Source organism: Rhizorhabdus antheiae (genome assembly GCF_049889055.1).
GTDB lineage: Bacteria > Pseudomonadota > Alphaproteobacteria > Sphingomonadales > Sphingomonadaceae > Rhizorhabdus.
Window position 1 is genome coordinate 14,497 of record NZ_JBLTWO010000004.1, and the last position, 26,584, is coordinate 41,080.

Sequence of the window (26,584 nt, forward strand, 5' to 3'; positions counted from 1 at the left end):
CGGCCGGGGCGATCAGGGAAAGGCGGGGGTGCCGAGTTCGGCGGGACTGCCATAGGCGCGCTCCGCCTCGAAGGTGATTTCCTCGGTCAGCCGCGCGGCAGCCGGGCTGAGCTTCACGTCGCGCCGCGTGATCAGGCAGGCATGGCGCAATATGGTGGTTTCGGTGAGGTCGAGCGTCACCAGCGCGCCGAACTCGATCAGCGTGCCGACCATGTCGGGCGACACGGTGATGATATAGTCGTCGTCGATGCACAGCCAGGAGCCGATCGTCACCGCATCGCTGCGGATGATGCGCTTCGGCGACGGCAGCTTGGCGCGCATATGCGCCACCTGGATCGCTTCGTAGATGTCGCCGCGAAAGGCCGGCATCATCCAGGTGAAATCCTGCAGGTCGCGCAGCGCCAGTTCGCGCGCGCCGGCCAGCGGGTGGTTCTTGCGCACGGCGAGCACGTCGCGAATCTCGAAGAGGTGCCGGAAGTCCAGCAGGTCGGCATGGGCGGGATCGTGGCTGGGACCACCACAGACGAAATCGACCTCGCCCAGCATGAGCTTCTCGATCATCATCTCGGTGTAACCTTCAACAAGCCGGATTTGTACGTCCGGCTGTTGACGGTGATAGCGGCGAATCGCGGTGGCGACGTGACGACCCGTCATCGTCTCGCCGATGCCGATGGTCACCGATCCGCCGCGCGCATCGCGCAGCAGCTCGATCTCGCTCGCCATGCGCTCGGCCAGCGCCAGCTGCGTCCGGGCGCGGGCCAGCAACAGCCGCCCGAACACCGTCAGGGTCGGGCGACCGCCACGCTTCCGGTCGAGGAAGCGGACCCCGGCCGATTCCTCCATCCGCGCGATCGAACTGCTCAACGCCTGCTGCGTGACGTTCAGCTTCTGCGCAGCGTCAATGAACGTCCCTTCCTCGACCAGCGTGACGAAACGCCGCAGCTGGATGAGCTCGATGTCGTGCATTAGATATCCAACATATTTGTTATTTCGGCTAATTAGCCATTGTTAGTCTGTTTTTGATGTTTCCGGTCGGTCCGTCAAGCCCAGCACGCTGGGCCCATCGCCGCCCACCTTCGAACCGCTCAGGGGAGAGATCGATGGTATTGCAACTCAAGCATGCGATGCGCCCGCAGCAGTCGGCCGAGGACGTCGCTCGTGGGCGTTTCGTCTCGGGCCTGCGCTCCTTCATTCTCAACGACCTCGCCCAGGACATGCGCCAGGCCTATGACGAGCGCGTCGCCCCGGCGTTCGAGAAGGCGCATGGCCGCCCGCCCGAGAGCAGCGCCGAAGTCCACAAAGCGATGCGTACCGACCCGGCCTTCAAGGTGTACAGCGCCTGCCGCGTGCGCGCCCAGTCCATGGTTTGGGACGCGGTGACGCCGGTGGTGCAGCGCGAGCGCGCGAAGCTTGAGGCCGCGGCCAGCGAAAGCGGGGCGGCCGCAGCGGTGACCATCGCGCCCGACATGGAATTGCCGCGCAACGTCACAGGGCTCGACGTCCACCTGATGCCCGGCGGCTATGCGGGCGATGCCGATTTCCGCATGGCGGCCGGCGCCGTCTATGATCAGGGGCTGGCCATCTTCTCCATGGGCCTGATGGGGCAGAATCTCGACGATATCGGCCTGTCGATGGCGACCTATGTCCGCAACGCCTTCCCCGATTTCGCGCCGGCCCGCATCCTCGACGTCGGCTGCACCATCGGCCACAACAGCCTGCCCTGGAAGCAAGCCTATCCCGAAGCCGAGGTTCATGCCGTCGACGTCGCCGCACCGGGCCTTCTCTATGGCGCCACGCGGGCGAAGCTGCAGGGCCTCGATGTCGCCTTCCACCAGATGAATGCCGAGGCGCTCGACTTCCCCGACGAGAGTTTCGACCTTGTCTTCTCGTCGATGTTCCTCCACGAGCTGTCGGCCAAGACCCGTCGCGCCTTCTTCCGCGAGGCCCGCCGCCTGCTGCGCCCCGGCGGGCTGCTGCTCAACATGGAGCTGCCGCCGAACAGCCAGATGGGCGCCTTCGAGGGATTCTATCTCGACTGGGACTGCTATTATAATGAGGAACCCTTCTACAAAGGCTTCCGCGACGAGGACCCGCGCGCGCTGTGTCGCGACGGCGGCTTCGCTGACGAGGATTATGTCCAGTTCGTCACCCCCAGCCTGGGGATCTACGGCGCCGACGCGATCGCGACGGCGGCGGCCAGCGATCCGCTGGCGGTGAACAGCGAGACCACCGGCCGTCTGGCCGAGGGCGTCAACTGGTTCGGCTTCGGAGCATGGAAGCGATAATGAGCGAAGCCCTGCGCCCCGAAGACGCCCCGCCGTCGATCTACGGCCCCGACGGCCGCCCGCAATTTTTCGCCGACCCGGCGATGGACCGCTTCGTGCCCGTCGTCCTGAACCTCGCTTCCGAGCTGTGGGTCCAGGCCGAAACGATCGCCAATCTCCGCGCCCTGCTGGAGGAGAAAGGCATCGCGACGACCGAGCAGATCGACGCCATCGCCGAGGCGAGCGCTTCCGATGCCGATCGCGAGGCGGCGCTGCGCGCCTTCATCGACCGCATCTTCATGCCCTTGCGCGAAGCCCCCGGCGTCGCGGCCTGATCCCCGGAAAGGAAGCATCATGCGCCTGATCGTGCTCGTCACGCTGAAGGACGGCGTCAGCCACGACGATTATCAGGCCTGGGCTAAGAGCACCGACCTGCCCACCGTGCGCGCGCTGCCCTCGATCGCCGGCTTCGACCTGTTCCGCGCCACCGGCCTGCTCGGCGGCGGCACGGCGCCCTGCGACTATATCGAGATCATCGACATAGGCGACATGGAGGCGTTCGGCAGCGATGTCGCCCGGCCCGAGATGCAGGCGATCGCCGCCCAGTTCGCGGCCTTCGCCGATACCGTCTTCATCACCACCGAGCCGGTCGCATGAGCGGTCCGCTGCAGGGCCGCACCGCCGTCGTCACCGGCGCGGGTCGGCTTGGCGGTCTCGGTGCGGCGATCGCCCGCCGGCTCGCGGCAGACGGCGCTGCCGTGGTGATCTCCGACCTCGGTCGGCCGGTGGATGCGGCGACGCCCGGATCGATGATCGGCGCCAGTGACGAGATGGAAGCGGTTGCGGAAGCAATCCGCGCCGATGGCGGCACGGCCTCGACCTGCGTCTGCGACGTCCGCCGCTGGGCCGATGTCGCCGCGCTCGCCGACCATGCGGTGGCGAGCCATGGGTCGCTCGACATCTGGGTCAACAATGCGGGAATCGGCTATATCATGAAGCCGCTGCTGGAGGTCGAACCCGACGACTGGCAGGCGGTGATCGACGTCAACCTGACCGGCAGTTTCTAGGGCATCAAGGCCGCCGCGCAGAAGATGGTCGCAGCCGGCAGGGGCGGGCGAATCGTCAACATCGCCAGCCAGGCCGCCAAATCGGGCTTTCCCTTTGCCCAGGCCTATTGCTCGTCCAAGCACGGGCTGGTCGGCCTCGTCCGGTCCGCAGCGATCGAGCTGGGCAAGCACGGCATCACCGTCAACAATGTCTGCCCCAATCATGTGACGACCGGTCTCGGCGCCTGGCAGAACAGCTATTTCGCCGAAAAGTCGGGCCTGTCGGTCGAGGACTATCTGGCGCAGATGGCCGCCCGCATCCCGATGGGACGCCCCGGTCTGGCTGAAGATACGGCCAATGCGGTCGCCTTCCTAGCCTCGAACCAGGCGCAATATATCACGGCCGAAAGCCTCAATGTCTCGGGCGGCGAAGAACCGCATTGATCGCCGCCCCGGCATCGGCCTCACCGGCCAGCCGGTCGAACAGCGCCGCGAGATCCTCGTGCACAGCCTCCATCCCGGCAAAGGCGAGGCAGCCGCGCGCCTTGGCGAGATGCTGATCGCGGCTGAGCGGCCATCCGGGCGAGCCGAACTGCTGCTCTACGCCGACCGTCAGGACGCGACCATCGCGCAGCCAGGCGGTCGCCGTCGCGGGGGCGAAGGCGGCGGGATCGGGATTGTCGTCGGTCTCGACCGAGATTCGCCTCGCCAATGCCAGCAGCTCCGGATCGCCGAGACGATCGGCGCCGAAATCCTCGAGCTCCACCGTGCCGCGTTCGAGCACCACGGCACCCAGCCAGGCGAAGCAGAGCCGTGCATAGGCCGGGCTCATGCCCTCGACCGGCGGCCGGCCGACCAGCCGGCCGATCAGCGGCGGCGCGCGATAGACGAGGCGGTCGAGCAGGTCGGCGGTGAGGCCCTGCTCGCGCATCAGCGCCTGCGTGGCGACGATCGCGCCATGCGCGGCACGGCCGGTGGGAAAAGGCTTCCAGCTGACCTCGACGATGCGATGCCCCTCGGCAAGCGCGCGATGCAGGCGCGAGACGTCATGCCCCGCTTCGAACAGCGTCAGATAGCCGAACGGCCCCTCGATCGAGTCCATCGGGCCGGGCAGCCCCGCGACGGCGAGATCGATTGCCATGATCGCCGAACGGGCGGCCTGCGCAATCTGCAGCGGCAGGGTAGGCTTGCCCTCGACATGCGCCTGCATCGTGCCGGCGGCGAAGGCCAGCGCATAGCCGATGGCGTTGCGAGTAACCGTCTCATCCTCGCCTCGCAGGCGGGCGAGCGCTGCGACCGATCCGAAGATGCCCGCCGTCGCGGGACGGAAGAAGCGCAGCGGGGTCGTGGCGGCAAGGCCGAGCCCTGCCGCCACGTCGACGCCCGCGACCAGTGCGGTCAGCAATTGCTCGCCGCTGCGGGCCGGCCCCCGGTCGAGTTCGGCGAGAAGCGCGGCGACCATCGTCGCCAGCGGATGGACCACCGCCGGCTCGTGGACGCAGTCATATTCCTGGGCGTGGATCTGGAAGGCGTTGACGAAGGCCGCGTCGGCCGGGGGGAGCGCCTCGCTTCGCCCCAATATGCCGCAGGGGCCCAGCGCACTGCCATTGCCGGCGCGCGCCGCCCGCAAGACCGCATCGGCATAGGGGGCCCGCACGCCCGCCAGCCCGACGCACAGCGTATCGTGGAGAAAGGTTGCCGCTGCGGCCTGCGCGGCGCTATCGATCCCCGACCAGCGGAGCTTCGTTGCGTGATGGGCGATAAGCGACGATGCATCCATGAAAAGCCTCCTGGGTCGAACCGGGACTATCCGTTTCACCCCCGCCGCGCCCAACAGATAAAAATTGCAAAGGACCTGACCGCATGACGTTGCTCGCCGCCGCCCAGGCCGATTTCCCGCTCCATATGCCCGTGATCGTCGCGGGTGGCGGTGCCTGCGGGCTGGTCGCTGCGCTGGCCGCGCATGATGGAGGTGCCGAGGTTGTCGTGATCGAGCGCGACCCGGTCCCCCGCGGCAGCACCAGCATGTCGCTGGGCGCTGTCTGCGCGTCGGGGACCGCCGACCAGCGGCGGCTGGGGGTCGAGGACGATGCCGACCGCTTTGCCGCCGACGTCATGGAGAAGACGCGCGGCACCGCCGATCCCGCGCTCGCCCGCACGGTCGGCCAGTTGTCGGGCGAGGCGATCGACTGGCTGCGCGAGGCGCATGGCGTCGAACTGTCGCTCGATCCCAACTGGCCCCCGGCCTTCGGGCACAGCCGGATGCGGATGCATGTCTCGCCGGGCCGCAGCGGCACCGACCTGATGGACCGGCTGCTCGCCGCCTGTGATCGCGCCGGCATCCCGATCGTCACCAGCGCGACGCTCGAATCGCTGTTCGTCGACGGCAAGCGCGTGACCGGCGTGCGCTATGCGCGGCCCGATGGCAGCCGCGAGGATATCGGCTGCGGGGCCCTGATCCTCGCCACCTGCGGTTTCGGCGGCAACCATGCGATGATCACAAAGCACATCCCGGCGATGCGCGAGGCGCGCTATTTCGGCTGGGAAGGCAATCAGGGCGACGGCATCCTGCTGGGCGAAGCGATGGGCGCGGCGCTTGCCGACATGGACGCCTATCAGGGACTGGGCCTGCTCGCCGAACCCGCCGGGATCGACCTCAACCCGCGCTTCCTGATCGAGGGCGGGGTGCAGGTGAACCGGCTCGGCCAGCGTTTCTCGAACGAACTGGACGACGTGTCGGGTCAGGGGGCACGCGTGATCGCCCAGCCGGGTGGCACCGCCTGGGTGATCTATGACGAGCGCATCCACCGCTCCTGCTTCGACCTGCCCCAATATGTCGCGCTGCGCGAAGTGGGCGGGGTGCAGAGCGCCGACACGCTCGATGCCCTTGCTGCACGCGCCGGCATCGACCCAGCCGGGCTGGCCGAGACGCTCGCTGCTATTCCGCACGGCGGGGCCGATGCCTGGGGCCGCCGCTTCGACACGCCGCCGCTCGCGCCGCCCTTCCACGCGGTCCGCGTCTCGGGCGCGCTGTTCCACACCCAGGGCGGCCTCGCCATCGACACCGACGGCCGCGTCCTGGACGCCGAGGGCAATCCCTTCCCCAACCTGCTCGCGGGCGGCGGGGCGGCGCGCGGAATCAGCGGCCGGGGCCCGTCAGGCTATCTGCCCGGCGCCGGCCTGAGCAGCGCGATCGCCCTCGGCCTCGCCTGCGGCCGCACCGCCGCGACGCTCGCCTGAGCCGATCGCCGCTTGCGACCGGCGGGTCCACCGACTAAGGCGGGGCCCGTCGGGGAGTAGCGCAGTCTGGTAGCGCATCTGCTTTGGGAGCAGAGGGTCGCAGGTTCGAATCCTGTCTCCCCGACCACGTTCGTAAAATCTCTTGAAACCAAATGCTTGTGCGATTTGCAACGTAGCAAAACGTAGCAGTCGCCCTTGTCCTCTCGCCCGAAGATTGATCCGATCAGGATCGATTCGGAAGCGGCTTGTCTTTGCGCCCCAATTCAGAATGAGCAATTTGGGCCTGCCGTAACGCCGCCGCGCCGGATCGTGGAACAGCTGAGCCACAGGTCGGTGATGGAGGCTGATAACTACATTTTTGGCCAAGACACTGGCAGCCTTCGCTTCATCTCGAACCGTTGCAGCCGATCGGGGATTGCCTAAATCGGAGTAGCCAAGCCCTTGATTTGAAACTTCATGCCCGATTTCTCGACGGTAGCTTCCCGATAAGGCTCTTCGATCAGCCCGGTATGATGGTTGAGATACGGCTGGATATGTAGCCCGTGCAGATCAGGAAAATACTGCAACTTGCCCTTGGATTTGTACCATTTATTGGCCTTTCGGCGCGAATAGAACGCGTAAAGGTCGGCTATCTGAATAGCACGACACGCATCTTTCTCTACAAATTCTATGGAGGATGCGGCGCTTATAGTGCCCGCCTGCAACCTTGAATTGATAATAGATTCCAATTCCGGGTTATTTTTATGGCCAGACTCGACCTTATAGGCCACGCCTTCGCCTTTAACTCGCGCGGCTAACGGAGTTTCATTGCCGTTGCAAAGCTCATCCACAATCGTGCTGAAAGTGTAGCCATAGACGCCAGATTGGTGGTCTAGCTGCAACTGGGCTTTTTGAGCCTTGTAGCGGTCCTTAGGCACTGATCGACTGATACCGAAGTGGATGTTTCCAAACATCGCTTGCCGGATACCAATAACGAAACCTGCCTTGCGCGGAACGCTCCACCCTTTAAAGTCGCCTTTGTTGGCGTCGAACTCGCGGCAGTGGAGAACATTGACGCCGTAATTTTGGCAGAGCTGTGCAGCCGCAACTTCAAAACGTGCCCAGCCATCTTCATCGGCAATGTAGCCCGCGATGGTGGACACGGCCCCCGTGTCGGCATCGCTGTCGTCCAGATAGATCGTGAGCAAGCCATACTCCCTTCGAGGGACAGGGTTGCACGTCCAGCGCGACTTCGCCACCACACATGGCTGGAGCGATCAATCCCAAGCCGTGGCTAAAAATAAGTAGCAACTGCGAGAGGGCCATTTTCCGACTCACTTAGCGAGTTAGAACCTTGACCGCTATCGACTTAAAGTTACCCAAACTTTTCAAGTGCTCGGTACACGCTTCCCCGCCCAATGCCCAATTTCCAAGGCGACCGATTCAAGTTCGACGAGGCTGGGGTGAACAGGCGTTCTAGCCGTCGATCCCGGCAACATGGCCCTATCGATTGCGCTCGCCAATCGGCAAGCAGCCCTATCGCCAACCGCTCGGCTTTCCGCCTTTCACAGGCGGGCGCGCACATCATGCCGCTCGCAACAATGTCCAAACTTAAGGATCACCGCTTCTGGCATTGGCGATCGCAGGAACATCGTCCCGCGCTGGCGTGATTCGCTTCATGTGCGCTATAAGCGCATAGACACACAAACATTCCAATGCGTGGGTGGGATATGGGTGAACTTGCTCGCTGGAGCCTGAAAGTCTCGCGCGAGACCGATCTCGCGCTCAGGACATTGCTTGCCACACGGGGCGGCAAGAAGGGCGACCTGTCAAAATTCGTCGAGGAGGCGGTCAACAACGCTGTGCTGCGCGAGACTGTGCGCGACGTGCGCGCCCGAAATGCGGACTGCAGCATCGACGATATTGAGCGGCTGGTAGAGGCTGAACTCGCCGAGCTTGGTGACGCCTTCCGGATGGAGCATCGCCGCTAAGGATGCGGGTCGTTCTCGACACCAACATCTTGCTGAGCGGGTTGATATCTCCCGCCGGCCGCCCAGCGCTGATCATTGACGCCTGGCTGGAGCGACGCTTCACGCTGGTCAGCCATGAGGCTCAGCTTTCTGAATTGCGTGAGGTGAGCCGCCGGGAGAAGATCCGCGCGCTTGTGAAGCCGTCCGAAGTAGGCCGGATGATCAACCAGATCCGGTTGCTTGCCGAATTGCCCGAATCGCTGCCGCCCGTAGAGCGATCTCGCGATCCCAAGGACGATTTTTTGCTCGCATTGTGCGAGGCGGGAGCGGTCGACCTGCTGGTGACGGGTGACAAAAATGACCTGCTCGCGCTCCGATGCCACGGCAGCAGCCGTATCGTGACCGCCGCCGACGTTACTCAGGCGTTGGGGATTGGCGGATAGGCCGAAGCAACGGCGCCATGCTTCTCGTCGACGATCCGAGCCCCCTCACCCCCGCGCCGCCTGCGCAAACAACCGGTCGGCGTTGGTCCAGTCGGTGGCGGCCATGAAGGCGTCGACATAGGCGCCGGCCTTGGCGCCATAGTCGATCGCATAGGCATGTTCGTACATGTCGAGCGCCAGCAGCGGCGTGCCGCCCGCCAGCGTCATGCTGTGGTCGGCGGCCCATTGGTTGACGAGGCGTCCGTCGCGGCTGCTCCATGTCAGCAGCACCCAGCCCGATCCGCCACCCAGGGCCTTGCCCATGGCCGCGAACTCGGCCGACCAGCGCGCATAACTGCCGAAGTCGCGCTCGATCGCGGCGGACAGCGCGGCGCCGGGGCGGTTGCCCCGACCGAGCCCTGCGAAATAGAGTTCGTGGAGGATCATCGAGTTCCACGCGATCAGTTCCTCGCGCTTCAACCCGTTGAGCAGGAAGCCCGGTGCGGTCGCCATGTCGAGCGCGGCAAGATCCTGTCGGATCGCACCGAGCCGCTTCACGGCGCCGACATAATTATTGTCGCGATGGCTGGTCAGCAGCTTGGCCGAGAGCCCGGCGATGGTGCCCGGATCGAAGGGTAAGGGGCGCGGGGCAAAGCCGGGAGCCGGGGCCTCGGCGGCCAGCGGCATCGTTGCAGCGGCACCGGCAACCAGACCGGCGGCCATCAGAGTCCTGCGATCGATCGACATGGCATGTCTCCTCCAGGGGAACAGGCAGAGAATAGCCCGATACGCAGGGCGCACCAGCCGCACGATCGGCCAGCGCGGGGATGACGCCGGACGGCTCGCCGCCGCCGGAGGAACATTCCGGCGGCGGTTCGGAGACGCTGTGGCCTCAGTTGGTCAGCGCCGTCATCCGGTCGATTTCGGCCAGCAGGACCGGACGATCGGCCTCCATCGCAGCCGCAAGATGCTGCTCATGCCGCTCGGCCAGCATCGCGACCTCCTTGGCGATGGCGCGTTTGCCGGTCTGGCACGAACCCGCACGGCTGCCCGACGCTACCGGCTCGGTCGAAAAGCTGCGCGAGGCCATCAGGCCGGACCCGTGCTGGGCCTGGCGATCGACCGACAGGCTGGCGGTCCAGGTGCAGCGCTGGGTTGAGGGGCGCCCGCCGGGGCCGGCCATGCCGATCTCCTTGTGCCGGACCTGGATGTGCCCGCGATAATCGGCGGTGACGGGTCCGGCTGCGTGGTCGACCGTCCGGGTCGCGGCATGGGCCGGGGTGGCGGTGGCGACGGCGAGTGAAAGAGCGAAAAGGGAAAGCATGGTCTGTTCCTCGATGTGTGAACGTCCGGTCCGGCGCCCGCGATCATCTGCGCGGTGCGCCGGTTTCGGCTCTGTTGTAGGGGTACCGGGTGTGTGGGGGTGGCCCGCCTCTAGCGGGGCGCTCCAAAATGGAGCCGGTCTTTCACCCGCAACCGCGCGCGCTTGAGTCGCGCAATTCGGTCATCATCAGGGAAGCGTCGCTTCGTCTCGCGGCGGATATGCTCGTCCAGCAGCCGGTGGTGGTGATGAAGACGGTCGGACATCGTCATTGCCTCTCTCCAATCGAAGATTGAAAGATCGGGCTGCAGCGACGGTAGGAGGTCGAAACCAGGCCTGCATCGAGACAACCCGATGCGGTCCGACATCACGCTTCCGAGGAAGCGCCAGAGGGGCCCGGCCCGCATGACCAACATAGGACGGGCTCGGGGAGCGTCAAGAGGAAGAGCGCCGACGAAGCATCGGCAGCGCAAGCGCGATTGCGGTCGAAAGCGGTTCAGGAGTGAATGTCGCCAACTCCGGTCAAATGCAGAACGCCTTTGCCGGGCAGTTCCACTCGAAGTTCCAGCGTACCGCCAGCTGCCTCGACATATCGCCGCAAGGTCGAGAGATAGAGATCCGTCTGCTTTTCGATCTTGTGCACCGAAGGCTGCTTGATGTTGAGCGTGGCAGCCATTTCTTCCTGACTGAGCGCAGCCAGCTGCCGCAAAGCCTTGAGCCCTTCCACCTCGGCAACCAATTCCGCGGAGCGGGCATCCACCTTGTCACGACGCGCTTCCGGCAAGGCAGCGATCATGTCGTCGAGCGTGCGCGCCATATCTATTTCTCCTTTGCAGCCAGAGCCGCCAGATGGTGTCCAAATCGCAGGTCAGCAGTAGCAATCAGGCGCTTGTAGAAGCGTTGCTGCGCCACCCCAGACTTGTCGCCTGCAACCAGGACGATGGCCCTGCGCTCTGGATCAAATGCAAATGCTACGCGCCAGACCCCACCATAGGCCCGAAACCGCAGTTCCTTCATATTGGCATATCGTGAGCCAGCGAGCGTATCGACATGAGGTCGCCCAAGGCGAGGACCATAGAGCGAGAGCAGCCGCAGGATCGCCAGAAGTTCATCCTGAACGATCTCCGGCAGTGCGTCATATTCCGGATCGAACGCATCATGGGTGATCACCGACCACGACATCGATCCGATATATCCCAAAAGCTATATTATGTCCATAGCCTCTAAGCTATATACATGCAGACCGTGCCGGCCCCCGCTCAAGCCGGATCGGCGATCCCCGGCGTCTCGATCTCGTCGGCCACAACATAAAAACGTGTCGCCGAGCGGTCGAAGATCCGTTCCTCGTCCTCGGCGATCTCCCGGGCTACCGCGTCGCTGGTCAGCCAGGCCATCGCCGCCTCGCAAGCCGCCTTGTCGGCATACCAGACTTCGAGCAGGACATGATGGTCTGCGGCCCCCGCCTCGTCGGGGAGGAAAGGCTCGATATAGCGCCGCTCATAGCGGATCGCCCGCCCCTGCAGCACGCGCCGCCCGAGCAGCGCATGGCGCCCCTCATAGTCGCGCCGGAACTGCTCCAGACTGAGGTCATCGCGCTTTCGCAGCAGGGTCACCATCTTATAGGCCATTGGCCACCTCTCCCGTCCTTTTTGGATCGGGCGATGATGGCGCGAAGCGGACGCGCCGCAACCCGGCTTTGCGCTAGGTCAGCGGATCGGGGGGAGGTCGGCGCTGGGCAATGCGCCACCCATCAGCTTCGCCAGCGTCGGCGCGATCGCACGCATGTCGACCTCGCCAAGATCGCCCTTCCACGGCAACGCCTTGCCCCACAGGATCAGGGTCGAACGCATCTCGGGATAGGCCGGATCATAGCCGTGCATCCCCTTGGTCACCGATGGCGCGGTCAGCGGGGCGGCGGGATCGCGCCCGGTTTCGAAGCCGGGACGGAAGCTGATCCAGAAATCGGCCTCCTGCGCCCCGCCGCGCCGGACGATTTCCGCGCGGTCGAGGATAGCGGCGATGCCGAGGCGGGCGTCCGCCTTTAGTCCGGCCAGCAGCTTCGCCACCTTGTCACGCAACGCCGCATCGTCGCGGTCGGCGAGCACCACGCCCGCGCCGCCACCGGCAAGCCAGGGCATTGCCTGCCAGTCCTTAACCTTGCCGCCTTCGAGCGTGACCAGCCCGGCCTGCAGGAAGGGCGCGAACAGGTTGACGTCGGTCGAGACCGGCAGGAAGCCATGGTCGGAGACGAGCGCGACGATCGTATCGGGGTTGGCCGCGACCGCCGCCGCCGTCAGCCGCGCGATCATCGAGTCGATCCGTTCGAGCGCGGCGCGCGCCTCGGGGCTGTCGGGGCCATGTTCATGTTCGACATGGTCGAGGCCGGCGAGATAGACTGTGGTGAAACCCGGCTTGATCCGTTCGATCAGGCTCGCCGCCGCTTCGCTACGGGCAGCATCGGCATCGACGCTTTCGTCGATTCCCTGGGGGAAAGCCGCAATCGCGCCGGGCGACCCATCGATCAGGCCGGGTGTGGCGAGCGCCCGCAGCAGCTTGCGGTCGTCGTCATGGCCAGTCCGCCAGATCTGCGGGATATTGGCGTCGACCGGCGCCCCGACGCTGACCGGCCAGTGGACGTTCAGCGTCTTGAGACCAGCCTTGTGCGCCGCCTCCCACAGCGTCGGCACATGGATGTCCTCGGCATACCAGTACCAGCCGGTCTGGTTGATGCCCCTGGGGTCGAAGGTCAGGTTGTTGGAGATGCCGTGCCGCGCGGGGCTCGCCCCGGTGATCAGCGTGGTATGGCTGGGATAGGTCAGGCTCGGCAGGACCCCGACAACCCCGCTCGCCCGCGCGCCTTCGGCGGCGAGCTTGCGGAGCGCCGGGATCTTCAGTCCCCGCGCATCGGCCTGGGCGACGTCGCCGGGCCGCAGCCCGTCGACCGAGATCAGGAGAAGCGGGGCGGCCCCTGCCCCGGCGGGCAGGACGGCCGCCGCGATCAGGCCCAGCCAGGGCAGGAACCGCCGCATGATCAGAACAGCTTCTTCACGGTGAAGAAGAAGCTCTGCGGCGCACCGGCCAGCAGCGTCTGATTGTCGCCGGCATCGCCGAAGCCGTTCGAGCCGATCGTGGCGATGTACTTCTTGTCGAGCAGGTTGGTCGCGCTCGCGCGCAGCTCGAGCCCGTCGAGGAAACCGTCGCGGAAGGTGTAGCCGACCGAGGCGTCGAACAGCACCCGGCCGCCGACCGACTGATCGTTGGTGTAGGTGAAGTAGCGGCGGCTCATATAATCGGCACCGATGCGGGCCGAGATGGCGCCGTCGTCATAGACGATCTCGCCCTTCGCCAGATGTTCGGGCGTGTCGACCAGGGTCTTGCCCTTGATCGTCGAGCGGATGGAGCCGTTGGCGTTGAGGACATTATCCTCATAGGTCGAGTGATTGTAGCTGTAGGTCGCGAGCAGGCTGACCGCACCCATCAGGCGATATTGCAGCGCGCTTTCGAAGCCATAGGACTCGACCCCGCCGACATTCTGCAGCGTCGGCGGATTGCCGATGATGCCCGCACCGTTCGAGAAGGACAGCAGGCGGTTGCGGAACTTGGCATAATAGCCACCGGCCGTTCCCGACAGCGCGCCATGACGGAAGCGGACGCCCGCTTCATAGGTGTCGGACGTCTCCGGCTTCACGTCGAGCGAGTCGAAGCCGTCCTGGGTCGTCGCGAACGGACCCGAGGTCGAGGCGCCGGTGAAGGCGCGGGTCACCTGGCTGAACCCGGCATAGAGTTCGGCCTCGCCGATCTTGTAGACCGCACCCGCCGACGGCTGCAGCCAGTCGCGCGACACGATCCGGCCCTGCGCCAATATGCCCGCCTTGATCGGGTTGGCGTCGATCGAGACGCGGAAGCCCTTGGCGCCGGCGGTCAGCGTCAGATCGCCCAGTTCGACCCGGTCCTCGACGAAATATTGATAGGTGTGGGTGACGAAGCGGAAGTCCCAGTCGGTCCGGAACGGGCTGCTCGGGAACTTCAGATGATCGGTCACGTCGGCCGTGGCCGGGTTCACCGCATAAAAGCGCCGCGCCTGATGGAAATGGTTGTTCTCCCACCAGCCGCCGACGGTCAGCGTGTTGGGCCCGCGGGTCCAGCTGAGCTTGCCGAAGAGGCCGCCGCGACGAATGTCATATTCGGTCGTGCGCTGCGAGATCGGGCTGCCGCTCGGGCTTGCCACATAGGGCGTCCACCACAGGCCCATGCCATGGTTGCTGTGGAAATAGGTCGACAGGCTGCCGTTCACCGATTCGCTGAACGGCGCGTCGATCGTCAGACCCGCAAGATAGTCCTGCCGCAGGCCCGCCGCGTCATAATAGACGTCATCCTGGGTCAAATAGGGGGCCGGATAGACGGTGCCGGCGGCGGGGTTGGTCGGCGTAACGGGAGTATCGCCGCGATTGGCGGCGACCTGTGCGATCTGCAGCGCCAGCGGGAAGTTGTTGCCGATATTGTCGTTGCGCAGGCCCAGACGGCGGATCATGGCGAGCGACAGATCCTGATAGTCGGTCTCGCGGCGGTCGGAGAAGCTGAAGGTGCCGCTGATGATCGGGCCGCCCATGTCGGCGACGATCTTGGCGTTGACCATATGCTGGTTCTGCTCGCCGACGCCCTTCCACTTGTTCAGGCCGAGATAGCCATAGCTCAGATAGCCGCGCACCTTGTCGCCGCCGGTGTCGAAGCGGACGAAGCCGCGCTTGGTCTCGTCGCTGCCATAGGTGGCCTCGACGTCGACGGCGGTGTTCTCGGACGGGGCACGCGAGACGAACTCGATCGTGCCGCCGAGATTGTTGGTCGCGTTGGTGCCGAGCGAACCGGCGCCCTGCGTCACGCGAGTCGTGCCGATATTCTCGGGGCTGATCGCGCGGCTGATGTGCAGGCCGTTGACATTGCCATAGCTGAAGTCGCCCAGCGGGATGCCGTCGAGGGTGTAGCCGAGCTGGTTCTGGTTGAAGCCGCGGATCGAGATGCGCTGCGACCATTCATAATTGCCGAACGGATCGGCCGACTGGAAATTGACGCTGGGCAGCTTGGCGATCGCCTTGAGCGGGCTCGAACCCGGCGCCTGGACGCGCAGATCTGCCTGGCTGATCTCCTGAACCTGGCGCGCCTGGCCGCGGCCGAACACGACGATCTCGCCCGGCTCGGCATCGGCATCCGCACCGGCTTCGGCGGGAACGACGTCGGCGGAGGCAGGCGCGGCGTCTGCCGCATAAGCGGTGCCCGAGAGAAGCGCGAAGCTGGCGCTGGCAAGCAGCAGCTGGGTACGAATGGTCATCAGAATCCCCTTTGGCGATCGGCGCGCGGTGCGCGTCCCGTTCGCCGGCCAATTAGGAGCCGCGTGCGACAGCTTCGTGCTGGTGCGATGACGCTATGGTTGCAGATGCGAAACGCATTTGCTGCAGCGCAATGCGGGCGGGCATGAAGCACCGCCGGACCTGTCCTTTGTGACGATTTCGCGGTCCCGGCCACTCGGTCACAGTCTCGTCCTGCCGGCATGCGACCGGCGACCGAGAGGAACAGCCATGGCCACCAATTTCCCGCTCTGCATGGCGTCGGGCATCATGCCCGAGGCAACCCCGCTCCAGCTGGTCGAGGCGGCGGCGCGGGCTGGCTTCGATTATGGCGGCATGTGGATGGAGCCGGCTGACTGGACCGATCGGACCACCGCCGAGGTCAAGCGCGCGCTCGGTGATAGCGGGCTGCGTCTGCTCGATATCGAGGTGGTCTGGATCAAGCCTGGCCCGCCCGATCCCGACCATCTGCGCATCGTCGAGGTGGGGGCCGCGCTGGGCGCGCAAAATGTTCTGTGCGTGAGCAGCGATCCCGATCGGGGGGCGACCCGCGACAAGCTGGCGCTGCTCGCCGAAGCAGGGGGGCGGCACGGCATCCGCATCAATCTGGAATTCGGCCTGTTCACCGAAGTGAAGACCATCCACGAAGCGAGCGCTATCCTGCGCGAGATCGACGACCCGGCCTGTGCGCTGCTGGTCGACAGCCTCCACTGGTCTCGCTCGGGCGGCACGCTGGACGAAATCGCGGCGCTGCCCGCCGCCTGGACCAGCTATATCCAGCTGTGCGACGCGCCTGCGGTGGGCCCGGCCCGCGACGATGCAGAGGGCATATTGGTCGAAGCGCTCGACGGGCGGATGGCGATGGGCACGGGGGGGCTGCCCCTGCGCGAGATCGTGGCGCTGCTGCCCGAAGGACTGCCGATCGCGATCGAGGAGCGGTCCAAGGCGCTGCGCGATGGCTGGCCCGATCTCAACCAGCGCGCGGCGCGGCTCCTGGAAACCTCGCGCGCCTTCTTCGACCGGCTGGCCGCCTGCTGAACCACGGGCTGCAAAAGGAAAGGCCCCCGCTCCGGGGGCGGGGAGCGAGGGCCAACCTGGCGTTCGTCACGCAGGCGGGGCGCGATGGTCTGTCTCGAGCAACAGGGGGGAATCTCGAGAAGGTCGCGTCCGCTGAAAGGCGTTCTAGGACAGCTTAGCTGTCGCCCAAATGAACGAACCCATTAATTGCGTGGCCCCTTCGGCCGTGGGTCGTCCCATTTGAACGTCTTGTCGGAAATCGGCACCCCATAGGCCTGATTCGACAGGCGCACGGTCGAGCGTCCGTTCTGCGCATCGACCACCGTCCAGCCCATCAGCTTGAGCCCGCCGGGCCCATTGCCGCGCGCGAAGGCGATGGTGATCGTGCCGAATTCCGGATGTTTCGGATCGCGCGCCTCGACCAGGGTCGTGCCGGGCGCGGCACCATCGATGACCTTGGCAAAGCGGCTGATATCCTTGCTCGGATCGATCAGCACTGACAGGGGCGAATTGCCGACCGGCCAGCGCGACACCTGCCGCACCGAATAGTCGATCATCGTCAGCGCCTTGCCGTCGCCGACGATCAGCAGCGGCACGCCCTTCTGATAGGCGAAGCGCACCCGGCCCGGCTGGCGCAGACTGAGCGTGCCAGACAGCGCCTTGCCGTTGCGGTCGGTCTGCACGAAATCGGCGGTCATCGTCGTGATTCCGCGCAGATGCGACGACACCTCCGCGAGCGCACCGGACGGCGCCGCCACAGCGGGGGCGGCTGCGACCAGCGCCACCGGCATCAGGGACAGGGCCGAGAATCGGGAAAGCGAACGCATGATTATCCTTCTCGTCATTTCGCCGCCGCTTATGGAGGAGCCGCGCTGAATTGGGAATGAAGCGGGGCAACGTCCCGAAACGCGCTCGGGTTTCCTATATGCGATCCATGACCGCCCGTGCCCTGACCCCGGAAGAACGCCGACTCGTCGGAGAGGTGTTCGGCTCCGCTCTCGATCCCGAACCGGTGCGCATCCACCGGGCGCGCTGGTGGCGCCTGCAGCCGCGCAATGTTCTGATGGCCCCCGACGGCCATCTCTGGTGCCACCCCGAAGGCACGCTCCATCGCGACTGTTATGCATCCGCAACGATCGCCATGCAGGCGCTGTTCGTCCATGAGATGACGCATGTCTGGCAAGCCCAACGCGGCGGCCGCTGGTATCTGCCGCTGATGCGGCATCCCTTTTGCCGATATGTCTATACATTGAAGCCGGGAAAGCCCTTCGCCCGCTATGGCATCGAACAACAGGCTGAGATCGTCGCCGACGCCTTTCTCCTCTCGCGCGGCGTCGCGCGACCCGGCAAGCCGCCGTTCGACGCCTATCGGGCGGTGCTGCCGCCCGCATTTTTCTCTGATATGGCGGCAGGCGGTGGGCGCTAGGCGTTAAAGTCCGGCCTTCCCCTCCACCATCCTCCGGATGGTCCCCCTCCCCGTGCCGGGGAGGACCTTGGGTCGCGCAGGACAGATCCGCCCCGGAACGGGGAGGGGGACCGGCGAAGCCGGTGGAGGGGAAGCGGCGATCTCCGCGCGAGCGACGGTGGAGATGCAGAAGCGCCCTCCCCGTACTGCACGGAATATCCAATATCCCGACTCCGCTGGCGTGATTCGGGACTCGGCGCTAAACGCTCCCGATGATTCCCACCGGCCTGCTCGGCGGCAGCTTCAATCCCGCGCATTACAGCCACCGCCATATCAGCCTGTTCGCCTTGCGCGCGCTGGGGCTGCGCGAGATGTGGTGGCTGGTCTCGCCGGGCAACCCGCTGAAGTCCGGCGCGCGCGACATGGCGCCGCTATCGGCACGGCTGTCGTCGGCGGAACGACTGGCCCGGCGGGCGCCGATCCGGCCCACCGCGATCGAGGCACGGCTCGGCACCCGCTACACCGCCGACACGATCCGTGCGCTGGTGCGCCGCTACCCCAGGCGGCGCTTCGTCTGGGTCATGGGCGCGGATAATCTGGAGCAGTTCGACCGCTGGCGCGACTGGCGCGGCATAGCCCGCAGCGTCACCATTGCCGTGATCGCCCGTCCGGGTTATGATGCCGCTGCCCGCACCTCCAAGGCGATGGGCTGGCTACGGCGCTTCGTCCGGCCCGCGGCCAAGGCGAAAGACTGGACGAGATGGAGAACGCCGGCCCTCGTGCTGCTGCACTATTATCCTGATCGCGGTTCCGCTACGCGGCTCCGGGCCAAGGACCCAGGCTGGCACCTTTCACATGACAAAAAAGGCTTGCGAGACCGCGTGACCCGCCGGCCGCTTCCCAAGGAGGTACATTGACCGCCCCAGATAGCATCGGGCCCGCCGGAACGGCTGGCGCCAAGGATGCAGACCCTTCGGACCGGCTGCATCAGCTGATCCTGAAGTCCCTCGACGACGATCAGGCGATCGAGACCGTCTCGATCCCGCTCGCCGGCAAATCGTCGATCGCCGATTACATGGTGATCGCCTCCGGTCGCTCGACCCGCCAGGTGGCCTCGATGGCCATGAAGCTGGCCGACAAGGTCAAGAGCGAGACCGGCAAGGCGGTCCGCATCGAAGGCCTGCCGACGGCGGACTGGGTGCTGATCGACGCCGGCGACGTGATCGTCCACCTGTTCCGCCCCGAAGTCCGCAGCTTCTACAATCTCGAGCGGATGTGGAATTTCGGAGACGCGCCCGCGCCCGTCGCGGTCCAGGGCTGATCGCGGCGTAACGCGGCCGGGCGGGGAACGAAGGTGCTGCTGCACATCGTCGCGCGCGGACGCATCGGTCGCGGCTCCGAAGCCGACCTCGTCGATCGCTACATGAAGCGCGTCGCCTGGCCGACGAAGATCACCGAATTGCCAGATACCGGCGGCCGCGTGCCGCTGCGCGAACCCGGCACCATGCTGGTCCTGCTCGACGAGAAGGGCCAGCAAATGGGCTCGATGGCCTTTGCCGAGACACTCGGTCGCTGGCGCGACGATGGCCGGCGCGAGGCGCGCTTCATGATCGGCGCGGCGGACGGCTTCGAGGAGGCCGAGCGCCAGGACGCCGACCTGTTGATCGCCTTCGGCAAGGCGACCTGGCCCCACCTCCTCGCCCGCGCGATGCTGGCCGAGCAACTGTGGCGCGCCACCAGCATATTGGCGGGGCACCCTTATCATCGCGAGGGCAGCCGTGGCGCCTGACCGGGCGCGCGGCATTCGCCTGACCCTCTGTGCTGCGGCCCTGCTGGGGATCGCCACGCCCGGCGCAACCCCGGCTGCGCAGCCGGACCCCGCCATCGTCGAACAACGGCGCGCCATGGGCATCGCGCGGGGCGAGGCGCGAGCGGCCGAACGCCGCGCCGCGCAACTCGAACGCGAGGCCCGTGCCATGCGCCGCGCCGCGGACCGGTCTCGCGCCGAACAGGCCGCCGCCGCGGCCGCCATCCAGGCCGCCGAGGCGCGGATCGCCGCCGCGCAGGCGCGCATCCTGCTCATCGACCGGCTCCGCACGCAGCAACGCGCCAGGCTCGCCGAGCGGCAGGGACCGATCGTGCGGCTCACCGCCGCGCTGCAGACGATGGCGCGCCGACCGGCGGCACTGGCTCTGGTTCAGCCCGGCTCGATCGACGACATGATTCACGTCCGTTCGCTGCTCGGCACCGCGCTGCCCGAGATACGTCGCCGTACCGCCGGCCTGCGCGCCGAGGTCGAGCGCGCCGACGCGCTTCGCCGGCAGGCCGATGCGGCGGTGGCCGATCTCCGCCATGAGCAGGAACAGTTGCGCATCGAACAGCGCGCGCTGGCGCGGCTCGAAGCCGACCAGCGCCGCCAGTCGCAGGGGCTGGTGGACGACGCGATGAGCCAGCAGGACCGGATGATCGCGATGGGCGAGAAAGCCCGTGACATCGCCGGGCTGATCGAGGAGCTCGGCGAACAGTCCGACGTTCGCAGCCGGCTCGCCAGTCTCGACGGGCCGCGCCTGCGCCCGGCCCTGCCCGGCCGCGCCGGCCTGCCCGCGCCATCGGCGCTCAGCGACATGCTCCAGGCTGTGCCGAAGCCGCCGCGCTATCGGCTGCCGGTGCTGGGCCGGATCGTCAGCGGCATGGGCGAAGTGTCCGAGTCCGGCGTCCGCGCGCGCGGCATCACCCTTGCCACAGCGCGCAACGCCCAGGTCGTGGCGCCAGCGGCGGGGCGGGTCTCCTATGCCGGTCCCTTCCGCAGCTATGGCGGGATCGTGATCATCGACCATGAGGATGGCTGGGCGACGCTGGTCACCGGCCTCGGTCGCCTGCATGTCCGCACAGGTGCCGAGCTGATCGAAGGCAGCCCGCTCGGCACCGTCGGCGGCGCCGCCCCGCGCGTGACCGTCGAGCTGCGACACCGGGGCGTGCCGGTCGACCTGCTGCCTGTCGTCGGCGGGCGGTAAGCCGCCCTTCGGCCGTCGGGACCCGACGCCTTCCCCTCCACCATCCTGCGGATGGTCCCCCTCCCCGTGCCGGGGAGGAACCAACATGCAGCCCCAACCACCCGCCAAGTTCCTCCCCGGAACGGGGAGGGGGACCGGCGCAGCCGGTGGAGGGGAATCCACCCACCCCACATCACCGCACCCGCGACCAGCACCCACCTCCACCAATCTCCGGATAGTCCGCCTCCCCATAGCGGGGAGGACCCGACCACATCTGCAGCCCGACACATTCGTCACCCGCTGTTCAGCTTCACCTATCCACGTTAGTCTGCTCTCGGCACACACTGATCGACAGGCCTGCGACATGACGAAGCTGAACAGACGTGGCCTGCTTGCGGCCCTGCCCGCCCTCTACCTCGCGACGCGCGCTGGCGCCGCCCGGGCCGGCAAGGCCGGGATCGCGGGACAGGCGGATTTTCAGAAAGAACTGGCCCCCTTCTGGGACCAGCTGGCGATGCTCCCCAGCATCCGACAGCCCGCGACGAAGGCGCCCAGCGACGGGGTTTGCTACATGTTCACCAACAAGGACTGCGCGGTGTGCCAGGTGGTGCACCAGCAATTCCCCAAAGGCTTCCGCTCGCTGGAGATGCGCTACATCGTCTATCCCTGGCCGGGCGAACCATATCGCGAGCTCAACTATCTGTACCGCCCGGAAACGACCCTGGCCGAGTACGAGACCTATATGGCGAAGAAGCTGACCGCGACCTCCCCCTCCGATGGCAGCGCGCAGGTCGATCTCGTCATGGCCGTAGCCGCCGACATGGCCGCAGCGCTGGTCGAAGGCGGCAGCTTCGGTACCCCCTTCTTCTTCCACGGCGTCGAAGGCGACACCCCCGGCCAGATGGTCTTCAGCGCGGGGGATATCGTGGCGATGGGGCCGCTGCTGGATCGGGCGGCCTGAGGTCCGGAACCAGCCGCGCCTACACCCGCGTCATAGGGGTCGCGACCGTTCAGGCGGTCGAGCGAGCGCATGACGGGCGTGACGGTCAGTCCGTGCAGGACGATCGTTGCGCCGATGGCGATGCAGATGATCGGCAATGACAGCGGAAGCCGCTTCAGGGCAAGCGGCAACCAGGCAGCCAGCGCGATGAGCGGCCCCACCCCCGTCGACCAGAGAATTTAGGGCTCCGGGGAAGAGAAGCCGGACATCTCACGCCACAGCCCCGCCCTGAGTTCATGGCCGCCGGCCGGCTGGCCGCGCTACGGCCAATAGGGCGAACGTCAACAGCCTCGCCCTGCACCCCGGTCCGAAGGCGCCAGCGGGCCATTTGCCCTTTCAGGGCGGGGCGGAGGACGTGTTGTGCTGCGCGTCTGGGATTGCGCGGAGAAGCAATGCGTGACACCGGCCGCAACCAAGATGCATGATGATTATTTCCTGTGCGGCTGGCGCGTTCACAGCGCACTGCCCATCCCGGAACTGGTCCGCTGGCCCGCTGGCGACGACCGTCCGCCGGACATATTCGTTGAGGAAGGGGTCGTGCCGGAATGGCTCGGCGGAGCGCAGCGACTTAGCCGCTACGTCATGGTCGATCCTGCGGGCACCATTCTTCTGAACATTGCCGATCGCCAGCGCTTCCTCATCGAGGATGGATCTCGTGTAACGGTTGACCTTATGAAGCGTGAAGAGCCGGGCAGCTGGCACCTGTTCTTCCTCGGCATCGTCCTGGGGTATCTGTGTCATCAGCGAGGCGTGTTCCCGCTGCGCGCCGCAACTTTACGCGTTGGCGGTCAGGCCATCGTCATCGCTGGAGCATCGGGGGCCGGAAAGTCGACCCTCGCCCATGCTCTCAATCAACGCGGGCATCCCGTGCTGTCCGACGAGATAACAGCCATCCGTGACCGGCATCGCCATCTGGAAATCGTGCCGGCGTTCCCTCGTCTCAATCTGTGGCGAAGCGCGCTGGACGCTGCCACGATCAGCATATCAGGGTTGCCGCAGCTACGCGGCCAGATCGAGAAATACGCCGTCGAGCCGCAGGGAGGCTTCGACCTGAGACCGCTGCCACCCGACACCATCGTCATATTGGGGGAAGCCACGCAGGCCAGCTTGACGAAGCTGACGCCAGCCTTCGCCTTCCCCGCAATCCAGGCGTACATCCCCCAACAGAAGGTCGCCGCCGCCCTCGGCCAACATAAGCGGCTTTTCGCAACGACGGCGCGGATCGTGTCAAAGGCGCCCATTTACCGTCTGCTGCACCCCAAGCGCTTCGAAGCATTGCAAGAGGTCGTCTCGCTCGTGGAAAGCGTAGCCGGCTGATGGAGGCGCGCGGCGTTCACTGGCTGGCTTCCTATCCCAAGTCCGGGAACACATGGGTGCGCATCGCGCTTGCCTGCCTGGTAAACGGAGGTCGCCTGCCCGATCTTTCCCGGGCCGCCGGACTGTGCCCGAATTCCGCCGCCCTGGGCTGGATGGAAGATATGCTGGACCTCCCGCTCGGCCACATGACGCCGACGGAACAGTCGCTGATGCGTACGGAGGCCTGCAGACTATATGCCGAGACTACTCCAGGCCCAGCTTTCCTCAAGGTCCATGACGCCTATTCCGCCTCCTTGTTCGCCCCTGTGTCGTGCGCGGGAACGGTCCTGATCGTCCGTGACCCACGCGACGTGGCCCCCTCCTGGGCCGACCATATGGGCGTCGAACTCGATGACGCGATCAAGGCAATGGGCGGCGCCCATTTCGCCATGGGCCTGGCTGGCATGCATCAAAGCAGCCACAGCCTTCAGCGTCTGGAAAGCTGGTCCGCCAATGTCCAATCCTGGCTGGACGCCCCCGGTGCAAAGTTGCTCTTGCGGTATGAAGATATGTTGGCGGAACCAGCTGCCTCCTTGACCGCTCTGGCCCGCTTCACTGGGCTTCCTGTTAATGCCGCCCTGGTGGAAGACGCTGTCACCGCCACATCCTTTCAAAGTCTGCGTGCTGCTGAAGCCCAACAGGGATTCAGAGAACGTGTACGCGACCAGAAGAAGTTCTTTCGCCAAGGGCGGTCGGGTGCTTGGAAGCAGAGCCTCAGCCCGATGCAGATCGATCGTCTTTGGAGCGACCATCATAAAATGATGGCGCGCCTTGGCTATGGCGAGGATGGCACCCTGTCCACACCATCACCGTAGCGCTTCACGCTGAAACAAGGCGCTTTTAAAGGTGTTTTGGCACGCTACCCCACCCACTGCGAGAATGTCGCGCCGCCATCCAAATGCGGGTGACGTCCGTGAATCGGATCGCATCGGACGTACCTTTCCCAAAAAAAGGCTTTTTGCTGGATGTTCGACATGAACCGGCGCAAAGTGCTTTGCCTGGAAGGAGAAACCTGATGGATCACACCAGTGAAACCGAAAACCCCATGAACGAGGCTAAAGTTCGGGAGCCTTGGAATAAGCCGGAAATCAAGGTCTTGCCGGTTGAGCAAACCCATACCGCCTCTTCCACGGGCAACGACGGAAATGGCACATTTACGCAATCCTGATCTTTAAGGTGCACCGACCCGTTCGTGAGTGATTTTGCAGGCCTGTGGCGTTTTGACGATCGGTCGGTGGCGCAATCCGATCTGAAGCGGATGGCAGCCGGCCTTGACGGTCACAATGTGGGACCCTCGCGTTTCTGGCATGATGGAGCGATCGGCCTCGTCCATCGCCAGCATGTCTTCACCCCGGAAGATCTTGCCGAACGCATGCCTCTGGTCGGCCTCTCCGGGAATAGGCTGGTCGCCGATTGCCGGTTGAATAATCGCCGTGAACTTGCCAGGCAATTGGGCTTGGAAAATGGCTCCTCGCCAGATGGCGCCCTGATTCTGGCGGCGTTCGACCGATGGGGCCCGGACTGTGTTTCCCGGCTGCTCGGCGACTTCGCAGCCGCCATCTGGGAACCTGCCGGGCGCAGGCTGGTTCTGCTCCGCGACCATTGCGGTAGCCGCACACTATACCTGCATCGCAATGAGAGATTCGTCGCTTTTTCAACCCGCCTGTGTGCCCTGTTGGCGCTGCCGGATATCCCCCGCGATCTCGACGACGCTGCGATTGCCGATCACCTCATCCTGAATCTCGGGCCGCCGACGCGGACGCTGTATCGGGCGATTACCCGTGTCCCTATTGCACATCTCGCTATAGTGACACGCGAAACTGTGCGACTTTCGCGGCACTGGCAATCGCCGGAACCTGGCAGCCTGACCCGTCCGTCCGACAAGGCCTATGAGGAAGAAGGCCGGTACATCCTCGACCAGGCGGTGGGAGACGCGCTGCGGGCACGAGGGCCGGTCACGCAACTTCTGACCGCCGGACTCGACAGTGCCGCCATCGTGGAAAGCGCAGCCCGCCAACTAGCGCCGGGCCGACATCTGGCGATGACGAAAATCCCCTCTGGCGCCATCGCGGAAGCAACTGCGGATCGGTACCATGACGAATCGCCCCGCGCTCGCCTCTTGGCCGGGCATTTGCCCTCGCTGGACTGGCACGGCGTGGCAAGCGACGAACGAGAGCAAGACGATCTCGATCCGTTCCGCGCATATGTGATGGGCGGAAAGCCAAGCCGCGCCCCTCAGAATGTCGCCTGGTTCTATCCCATCTATCGCCACATGGCCCGCCTCGGCAGCAACGTCAGCCTTGGCGGAGAATTAGGGAATACCTATTTCAGCGAGAACGGTCTGGCGTTTCTGCCGATGATGCTGACCGGCCTGCGCTGGGCGAGTCTGGCCAGAGAAATCCGGGCGTTGTCGCAAGTCGAGGGTCGTTCTGCCTGGCAGGTAACCAAGCGGGCATTGCGTCCGCTGGAACCTCTGGCTTGGCGCATGCGCCGTGTTCAGTCCTCGTCCGAACCCTGGGCCAGCCATTCGGCCATCAACCCGCAATTTGCGGCGGATTTGCGTTTGGGAGAAGCGCTCGACGTCGGACGCTATCGGATGCGCACGGGCGGCGGCCACCGCTCCATCACAGCGCTCCGCGCCTGGGTCTGGGAGGATGAGGTTGCTCGGGACGATGAGACGATCCGACGCGCCGTAACCGGGATCGACCACCGCCTACCGCTGGCCGACCGCCGTGTGGTGGACTTCTTCGGAGCGCTGCCGCCGGACCAGTTTCTGAGAAATGGAGAAACGCGGTCGATTGCCCGTCGCCTGCTTCGAGGCCGGCTCCCTCCTGAAATCGTCGAAAGCAGGGCTCGGGGCGTGCAGAACGGCGACTGGTTCCGTATCCTGAAGGCGCATCGACCGGCCATGCTGGCGGACCTCGCCCAGCTTCGCACCAAGCCGCTGGCAAGTCGGGTAGTGGATCTGGATCGGCTACAGTCTTTGCTGGAAACCTGGCCGAGCGATCTGGTGTCGGCGCAGAGGCAACGGGCCCAGTATCTTCAGATGTTGACGCGCGGCCTGGAGATGGCGCGGTTCCTCGCTTGGCATGAGGGCGGGAATAGCTGACCCTCGGTTAGTTGCTCATCAGAAGGCGATCTGTTTCGGAGCCTCGTCGAGAAAGCCCCGGAGGCAATGCGAGACTATAATGGCCGACATTCGGGTGGCCCAGAACATCGATGCAACCTC

General features: G+C 65.6%; 30 protein-coding genes, 1 tRNA gene and 1 pseudogene. 20 read left to right on the top strand and 12 right to left on the bottom strand.

Annotated elements, in window-relative coordinates; genetic code table 11:
• Positions 1 to 12: 12 nt before the first annotated feature.
• Positions 13 to 966 (bottom strand): LysR family transcriptional regulator, encoded by a 954-nt coding sequence (locus ACNI3R_RS09245; protein ID WP_426182370.1) that lies wholly within the window; start codon positions 964 to 966, stop codon positions 13 to 15.
• 134 nt (positions 967 to 1,100) lie between these two features.
• Between ACNI3R_RS09245 and ACNI3R_RS09250 the strand changes: the two genes are divergently transcribed.
• The 4 genes and pseudogenes from ACNI3R_RS09250 to ACNI3R_RS09265 all read left to right on the top strand — a co-directional run bounded on the left by ACNI3R_RS09250 (position 1,101) and on the right by ACNI3R_RS09265 (position 3,754).
• On the top strand, positions 1,101 to 2,285 hold the full coding sequence (locus tag ACNI3R_RS09250; RefSeq protein ID WP_426182373.1) for a class I SAM-dependent methyltransferase: 1,185 nt from the start codon (positions 1,101 to 1,103) through the stop codon (positions 2,283 to 2,285).
• Entirely contained in the window at positions 2,285 to 2,599 is a 315-nt protein-coding gene (locus tag ACNI3R_RS09255; RefSeq protein ID WP_426182376.1) for a hypothetical protein, read from the top strand. The genes ACNI3R_RS09250 and ACNI3R_RS09255 overlap by 1 nt, the downstream gene beginning before the upstream one ends.
• A gap of 19 nt (positions 2,600 to 2,618) precedes the next feature.
• Positions 2,619 to 2,921 (top strand): REDY-like protein HapK, encoded by a 303-nt coding sequence (locus tag ACNI3R_RS09260; RefSeq protein WP_426182379.1) that lies wholly within the window; start codon positions 2,619 to 2,621, stop codon positions 2,919 to 2,921.
• A pseudogene (locus ACNI3R_RS09265) lies at positions 2,918 to 3,754 on the top strand (SDR family NAD(P)-dependent oxidoreductase). The gene ACNI3R_RS09260 and the pseudogene ACNI3R_RS09265 overlap by 4 nt, the downstream one beginning before the upstream one ends.
• Here ACNI3R_RS09265 and ACNI3R_RS09270 read toward each other — a convergent pair.
• Positions 3,723 to 5,090, bottom strand: coding sequence for an MmgE/PrpD family protein (locus tag ACNI3R_RS09270; RefSeq protein ID WP_426182382.1), 1,368 nt, complete (start codon positions 5,088 to 5,090; stop codon positions 3,723 to 3,725). The pseudogene ACNI3R_RS09265 and the gene ACNI3R_RS09270 overlap by 32 nt on opposite strands.
• Before the next feature lie 83 nt (positions 5,091 to 5,173).
• Between ACNI3R_RS09270 and ACNI3R_RS09275 the strand changes: the two genes are divergently transcribed.
• Positions 5,174 to 6,550, top strand: coding sequence for an FAD-dependent oxidoreductase (locus tag ACNI3R_RS09275; RefSeq protein ID WP_426182384.1), 1,377 nt, complete (start codon positions 5,174 to 5,176; stop codon positions 6,548 to 6,550).
• Between the two features lie 50 nt (positions 6,551 to 6,600).
• Positions 6,601 to 6,677, top strand: a tRNA-Pro gene (locus tag ACNI3R_RS09280).
• 292 nt (positions 6,678 to 6,969) lie between these two features.
• On the opposite strand, the gene ACNI3R_RS09285 is transcribed toward ACNI3R_RS09280, so the two are convergent.
• Positions 6,970 to 7,737 carry a DUF3800 domain-containing protein gene (locus tag ACNI3R_RS09285; protein ID WP_426182387.1) on the bottom strand — a complete coding sequence of 256 codons (768 nt, stop codon included), beginning with the start codon at positions 7,735 to 7,737 and terminating at the stop codon, positions 6,970 to 6,972.
• A 522-nt stretch (positions 7,738 to 8,259) separates the two neighbouring features.
• Here ACNI3R_RS09285 and ACNI3R_RS09290 point away from each other — a divergent pair.
• Positions 8,260 to 8,520 (top strand): ribbon-helix-helix domain-containing protein, encoded by a 261-nt coding sequence (locus ACNI3R_RS09290; RefSeq protein WP_426182390.1) that lies wholly within the window; start codon positions 8,260 to 8,262, stop codon positions 8,518 to 8,520.
• 2 nt (positions 8,521 to 8,522) lie between these two features.
• Positions 8,523 to 8,942 carry a putative toxin-antitoxin system toxin component, PIN family gene (locus ACNI3R_RS09295; protein ID WP_426182393.1) on the top strand — a complete coding sequence of 140 codons (420 nt, stop codon included), beginning with the start codon at positions 8,523 to 8,525 and terminating at the stop codon, positions 8,940 to 8,942.
• A 45-nt stretch (positions 8,943 to 8,987) separates the two neighbouring features.
• On the opposite strand, the gene ACNI3R_RS09300 is transcribed toward ACNI3R_RS09295, so the two are convergent.
• The 8 genes from ACNI3R_RS09300 to ACNI3R_RS09335 all read right to left on the bottom strand — a co-directional run bounded on the left by ACNI3R_RS09300 (position 8,988) and on the right by ACNI3R_RS09335 (position 15,568).
• The gene (locus tag ACNI3R_RS09300) at positions 8,988 to 9,668 is read right to left on the bottom strand and encodes a superoxide dismutase (RefSeq protein ID WP_426182397.1); all 681 of its coding nucleotides are present in this window, start codon (positions 9,666 to 9,668) and stop codon (positions 8,988 to 8,990) included.
• A gap of 145 nt (positions 9,669 to 9,813) precedes the next feature.
• Positions 9,814 to 10,245: a hypothetical protein gene (locus ACNI3R_RS09305; RefSeq protein ID WP_426182399.1), complete on the bottom strand. Its 432-nt coding sequence runs from the start codon at positions 10,243 to 10,245 to the stop codon at positions 9,814 to 9,816.
• A gap of 110 nt (positions 10,246 to 10,355) precedes the next feature.
• Positions 10,356 to 10,658 (bottom strand): YdcH family protein, encoded by a 303-nt coding sequence (locus ACNI3R_RS09310; protein WP_426182402.1) that lies wholly within the window; start codon positions 10,656 to 10,658, stop codon positions 10,356 to 10,358.
• Positions 10,659 to 10,738: 80 nt separating this feature from the next.
• The gene (locus ACNI3R_RS09315; protein WP_426182405.1) at positions 10,739 to 11,059 is read right to left on the bottom strand and encodes an XRE family transcriptional regulator; all 321 of its coding nucleotides are present in this window, start codon (positions 11,057 to 11,059) and stop codon (positions 10,739 to 10,741) included.
• Between the two features lie 2 nt (positions 11,060 to 11,061).
• Positions 11,062 to 11,424: a type II toxin-antitoxin system RelE/ParE family toxin gene (locus ACNI3R_RS09320; RefSeq protein WP_426182408.1), complete on the bottom strand. Its 363-nt coding sequence runs from the start codon at positions 11,422 to 11,424 to the stop codon at positions 11,062 to 11,064.
• 77 nt (positions 11,425 to 11,501) lie between these two features.
• Positions 11,502 to 11,870, bottom strand: coding sequence for an EthD domain-containing protein (locus ACNI3R_RS09325; RefSeq protein ID WP_426182411.1), 369 nt, complete (start codon positions 11,868 to 11,870; stop codon positions 11,502 to 11,504).
• 78 nt (positions 11,871 to 11,948) lie between these two features.
• Entirely contained in the window at positions 11,949 to 13,271 is a 1,323-nt protein-coding gene (locus ACNI3R_RS09330) for an alkaline phosphatase family protein (protein WP_426182414.1), read from the bottom strand.
• 2 nt (positions 13,272 to 13,273) lie between these two features.
• Positions 13,274 to 15,568, bottom strand: a complete 2,295-nt coding sequence (locus tag ACNI3R_RS09335) for a TonB-dependent receptor (RefSeq protein ID WP_426182417.1) — start codon at positions 15,566 to 15,568, stop codon at positions 13,274 to 13,276.
• Between the two features lie 247 nt (positions 15,569 to 15,815).
• Here ACNI3R_RS09335 and ACNI3R_RS09340 point away from each other — a divergent pair, with 247 nt between their 5' ends.
• The gene (locus ACNI3R_RS09340; RefSeq protein WP_426182420.1) at positions 15,816 to 16,622 is read left to right on the top strand and encodes a sugar phosphate isomerase/epimerase family protein; all 807 of its coding nucleotides are present in this window, start codon (positions 15,816 to 15,818) and stop codon (positions 16,620 to 16,622) included.
• A 182-nt stretch (positions 16,623 to 16,804) separates the two neighbouring features.
• Here ACNI3R_RS09340 and ACNI3R_RS09345 read toward each other — a convergent pair whose 3' ends face one another.
• Positions 16,805 to 17,428, bottom strand: a complete 624-nt coding sequence (locus ACNI3R_RS09345; protein WP_426182422.1) for a LolA family protein — start codon at positions 17,426 to 17,428, stop codon at positions 16,805 to 16,807.
• Positions 17,429 to 17,535: 107 nt separating this feature from the next.
• On the opposite strand from ACNI3R_RS09345, the gene ACNI3R_RS09350 reads away from it, so the two are divergent.
• The 11 genes from ACNI3R_RS09350 (at position 17,536) to ACNI3R_RS09400 (ending at position 26,464) form a co-directional block, all read left to right on the top strand.
• Complete coding sequence (locus tag ACNI3R_RS09350; protein WP_426182424.1) at positions 17,536 to 18,027, top strand: vgr related protein; 492 nt, start codon at positions 17,536 to 17,538, stop codon at positions 18,025 to 18,027.
• Positions 18,028 to 18,278: 251 nt separating this feature from the next.
• Positions 18,279 to 18,923 (top strand): nicotinate-nucleotide adenylyltransferase, encoded by a 645-nt coding sequence (locus tag ACNI3R_RS09355; RefSeq protein WP_426182426.1) that lies wholly within the window; start codon positions 18,279 to 18,281, stop codon positions 18,921 to 18,923.
• 14 nt (positions 18,924 to 18,937) lie between these two features.
• Positions 18,938 to 19,327, top strand: coding sequence for a ribosome silencing factor (rsfS, locus tag ACNI3R_RS09360; RefSeq protein WP_426183130.1), 390 nt, complete (start codon positions 18,938 to 18,940; stop codon positions 19,325 to 19,327).
• 33 nt (positions 19,328 to 19,360) lie between these two features.
• On the top strand, positions 19,361 to 19,795 hold the full coding sequence (locus ACNI3R_RS09365; protein WP_426182429.1) for a 23S rRNA (pseudouridine(1915)-N(3))-methyltransferase RlmH: 435 nt from the start codon (positions 19,361 to 19,363) through the stop codon (positions 19,793 to 19,795).
• Positions 19,785 to 21,020: a murein hydrolase activator EnvC family protein gene (locus ACNI3R_RS09370; RefSeq protein ID WP_426182431.1), complete on the top strand. Its 1,236-nt coding sequence runs from the start codon at positions 19,785 to 19,787 to the stop codon at positions 21,018 to 21,020. The genes ACNI3R_RS09365 and ACNI3R_RS09370 overlap by 11 nt, the downstream gene beginning before the upstream one ends.
• A 343-nt stretch (positions 21,021 to 21,363) precedes the next feature.
• The gene (locus tag ACNI3R_RS09375; RefSeq protein ID WP_426182433.1) at positions 21,364 to 21,960 is read left to right on the top strand and encodes a permease; all 597 of its coding nucleotides are present in this window, start codon (positions 21,364 to 21,366) and stop codon (positions 21,958 to 21,960) included.
• A gap of 69 nt (positions 21,961 to 22,029) precedes the next feature.
• Positions 22,030 to 22,182: a hypothetical protein gene (locus tag ACNI3R_RS09380; RefSeq protein WP_426182435.1), complete on the top strand. Its 153-nt coding sequence runs from the start codon at positions 22,030 to 22,032 to the stop codon at positions 22,180 to 22,182.
• Positions 22,183 to 22,359: 177 nt separating this feature from the next.
• Complete coding sequence (locus tag ACNI3R_RS09385) at positions 22,360 to 23,316, top strand: hypothetical protein (RefSeq protein WP_426182437.1); 957 nt, start codon at positions 22,360 to 22,362, stop codon at positions 23,314 to 23,316.
• Positions 23,316 to 24,170, top strand: a complete 855-nt coding sequence (locus ACNI3R_RS09390) for a sulfotransferase domain-containing protein (RefSeq protein WP_426182438.1) — start codon at positions 23,316 to 23,318, stop codon at positions 24,168 to 24,170. Before ACNI3R_RS09385 ends, ACNI3R_RS09390 begins: the two co-directional genes overlap by 1 nt.
• A 200-nt stretch (positions 24,171 to 24,370) precedes the next feature.
• Positions 24,371 to 24,523, top strand: coding sequence for a hypothetical protein (locus ACNI3R_RS09395; RefSeq protein WP_426182441.1), 153 nt, complete (start codon positions 24,371 to 24,373; stop codon positions 24,521 to 24,523).
• A gap of 24 nt (positions 24,524 to 24,547) precedes the next feature.
• Positions 24,548 to 26,464, top strand: coding sequence for an asparagine synthase-related protein (locus ACNI3R_RS09400; protein ID WP_426182444.1), 1,917 nt, complete (start codon positions 24,548 to 24,550; stop codon positions 26,462 to 26,464).
• Positions 26,465 to 26,584: the final 120 nt, after the last annotated feature.

Bases quoted from the DNA above. Each gene is read 5' to 3' on its own strand.
- ACNI3R_RS09245 (WP_426182370.1), bottom strand. From the start codon at position 966: ATGCACGACATCGAGCTCATCCAGCTGCGGCGTTTCGTCACGCTGGTC.
- ACNI3R_RS09250 (WP_426182373.1), top strand. From the start codon at position 1,101: ATGGTATTGCAACTCAAGCATGCGATGCGCCCGCAGCAGTCGGCCGAG.
- ACNI3R_RS09255 (WP_426182376.1), top strand. From the start codon at position 2,285: ATGAGCGAAGCCCTGCGCCCCGAAGACGCCCCGCCGTCGATCTACGGC.
- ACNI3R_RS09260 (WP_426182379.1), top strand. From the start codon at position 2,619: ATGCGCCTGATCGTGCTCGTCACGCTGAAGGACGGCGTCAGCCACGAC.
- ACNI3R_RS09270 (WP_426182382.1), bottom strand. From the start codon at position 5,090: ATGGATGCATCGTCGCTTATCGCCCATCACGCAACGAAGCTCCGCTGG.
- ACNI3R_RS09275 (WP_426182384.1), top strand. From the start codon at position 5,174: ATGACGTTGCTCGCCGCCGCCCAGGCCGATTTCCCGCTCCATATGCCC.
- ACNI3R_RS09290 (WP_426182390.1), top strand. From the start codon at position 8,260: ATGGGTGAACTTGCTCGCTGGAGCCTGAAAGTCTCGCGCGAGACCGAT.
- ACNI3R_RS09295 (WP_426182393.1), top strand. From the start codon at position 8,523: ATGCGGGTCGTTCTCGACACCAACATCTTGCTGAGCGGGTTGATATCT.
- ACNI3R_RS09300 (WP_426182397.1), bottom strand. From the start codon at position 9,668: ATGTCGATCGATCGCAGGACTCTGATGGCCGCCGGTCTGGTTGCCGGT.
- ACNI3R_RS09305 (WP_426182399.1), bottom strand. From the start codon at position 10,245: ATGCTTTCCCTTTTCGCTCTTTCACTCGCCGTCGCCACCGCCACCCCG.
- ACNI3R_RS09310 (WP_426182402.1), bottom strand. From the start codon at position 10,658: ATGTTGGTCATGCGGGCCGGGCCCCTCTGGCGCTTCCTCGGAAGCGTG.
- ACNI3R_RS09315 (WP_426182405.1), bottom strand. From the start codon at position 11,059: ATGGCGCGCACGCTCGACGACATGATCGCTGCCTTGCCGGAAGCGCGT.
- ACNI3R_RS09320 (WP_426182408.1), bottom strand. From the start codon at position 11,424: ATGTCGTGGTCGGTGATCACCCATGATGCGTTCGATCCGGAATATGAC.
- ACNI3R_RS09325 (WP_426182411.1), bottom strand. From the start codon at position 11,870: ATGGCCTATAAGATGGTGACCCTGCTGCGAAAGCGCGATGACCTCAGT.
- ACNI3R_RS09330 (WP_426182414.1), bottom strand. From the start codon at position 13,271: ATGCGGCGGTTCCTGCCCTGGCTGGGCCTGATCGCGGCGGCCGTCCTG.
- ACNI3R_RS09335 (WP_426182417.1), bottom strand. From the start codon at position 15,568: ATGACCATTCGTACCCAGCTGCTGCTTGCCAGCGCCAGCTTCGCGCTT.
- ACNI3R_RS09340 (WP_426182420.1), top strand. From the start codon at position 15,816: ATGGCCACCAATTTCCCGCTCTGCATGGCGTCGGGCATCATGCCCGAG.
- ACNI3R_RS09345 (WP_426182422.1), bottom strand. From the start codon at position 17,428: ATGCGTTCGCTTTCCCGATTCTCGGCCCTGTCCCTGATGCCGGTGGCG.
- ACNI3R_RS09350 (WP_426182424.1), top strand. From the start codon at position 17,536: ATGACCGCCCGTGCCCTGACCCCGGAAGAACGCCGACTCGTCGGAGAG.
- ACNI3R_RS09355 (WP_426182426.1), top strand. From the start codon at position 18,279: ATGATTCCCACCGGCCTGCTCGGCGGCAGCTTCAATCCCGCGCATTAC.
- ACNI3R_RS09375 (WP_426182433.1), top strand. From the start codon at position 21,364: ATGACGAAGCTGAACAGACGTGGCCTGCTTGCGGCCCTGCCCGCCCTC.
- ACNI3R_RS09380 (WP_426182435.1), top strand. From the start codon at position 22,030: ATGACGGGCGTGACGGTCAGTCCGTGCAGGACGATCGTTGCGCCGATG.
- ACNI3R_RS09390 (WP_426182438.1), top strand. From the start codon at position 23,316: ATGGAGGCGCGCGGCGTTCACTGGCTGGCTTCCTATCCCAAGTCCGGG.
- ACNI3R_RS09395 (WP_426182441.1), top strand. From the start codon at position 24,371: ATGGATCACACCAGTGAAACCGAAAACCCCATGAACGAGGCTAAAGTT.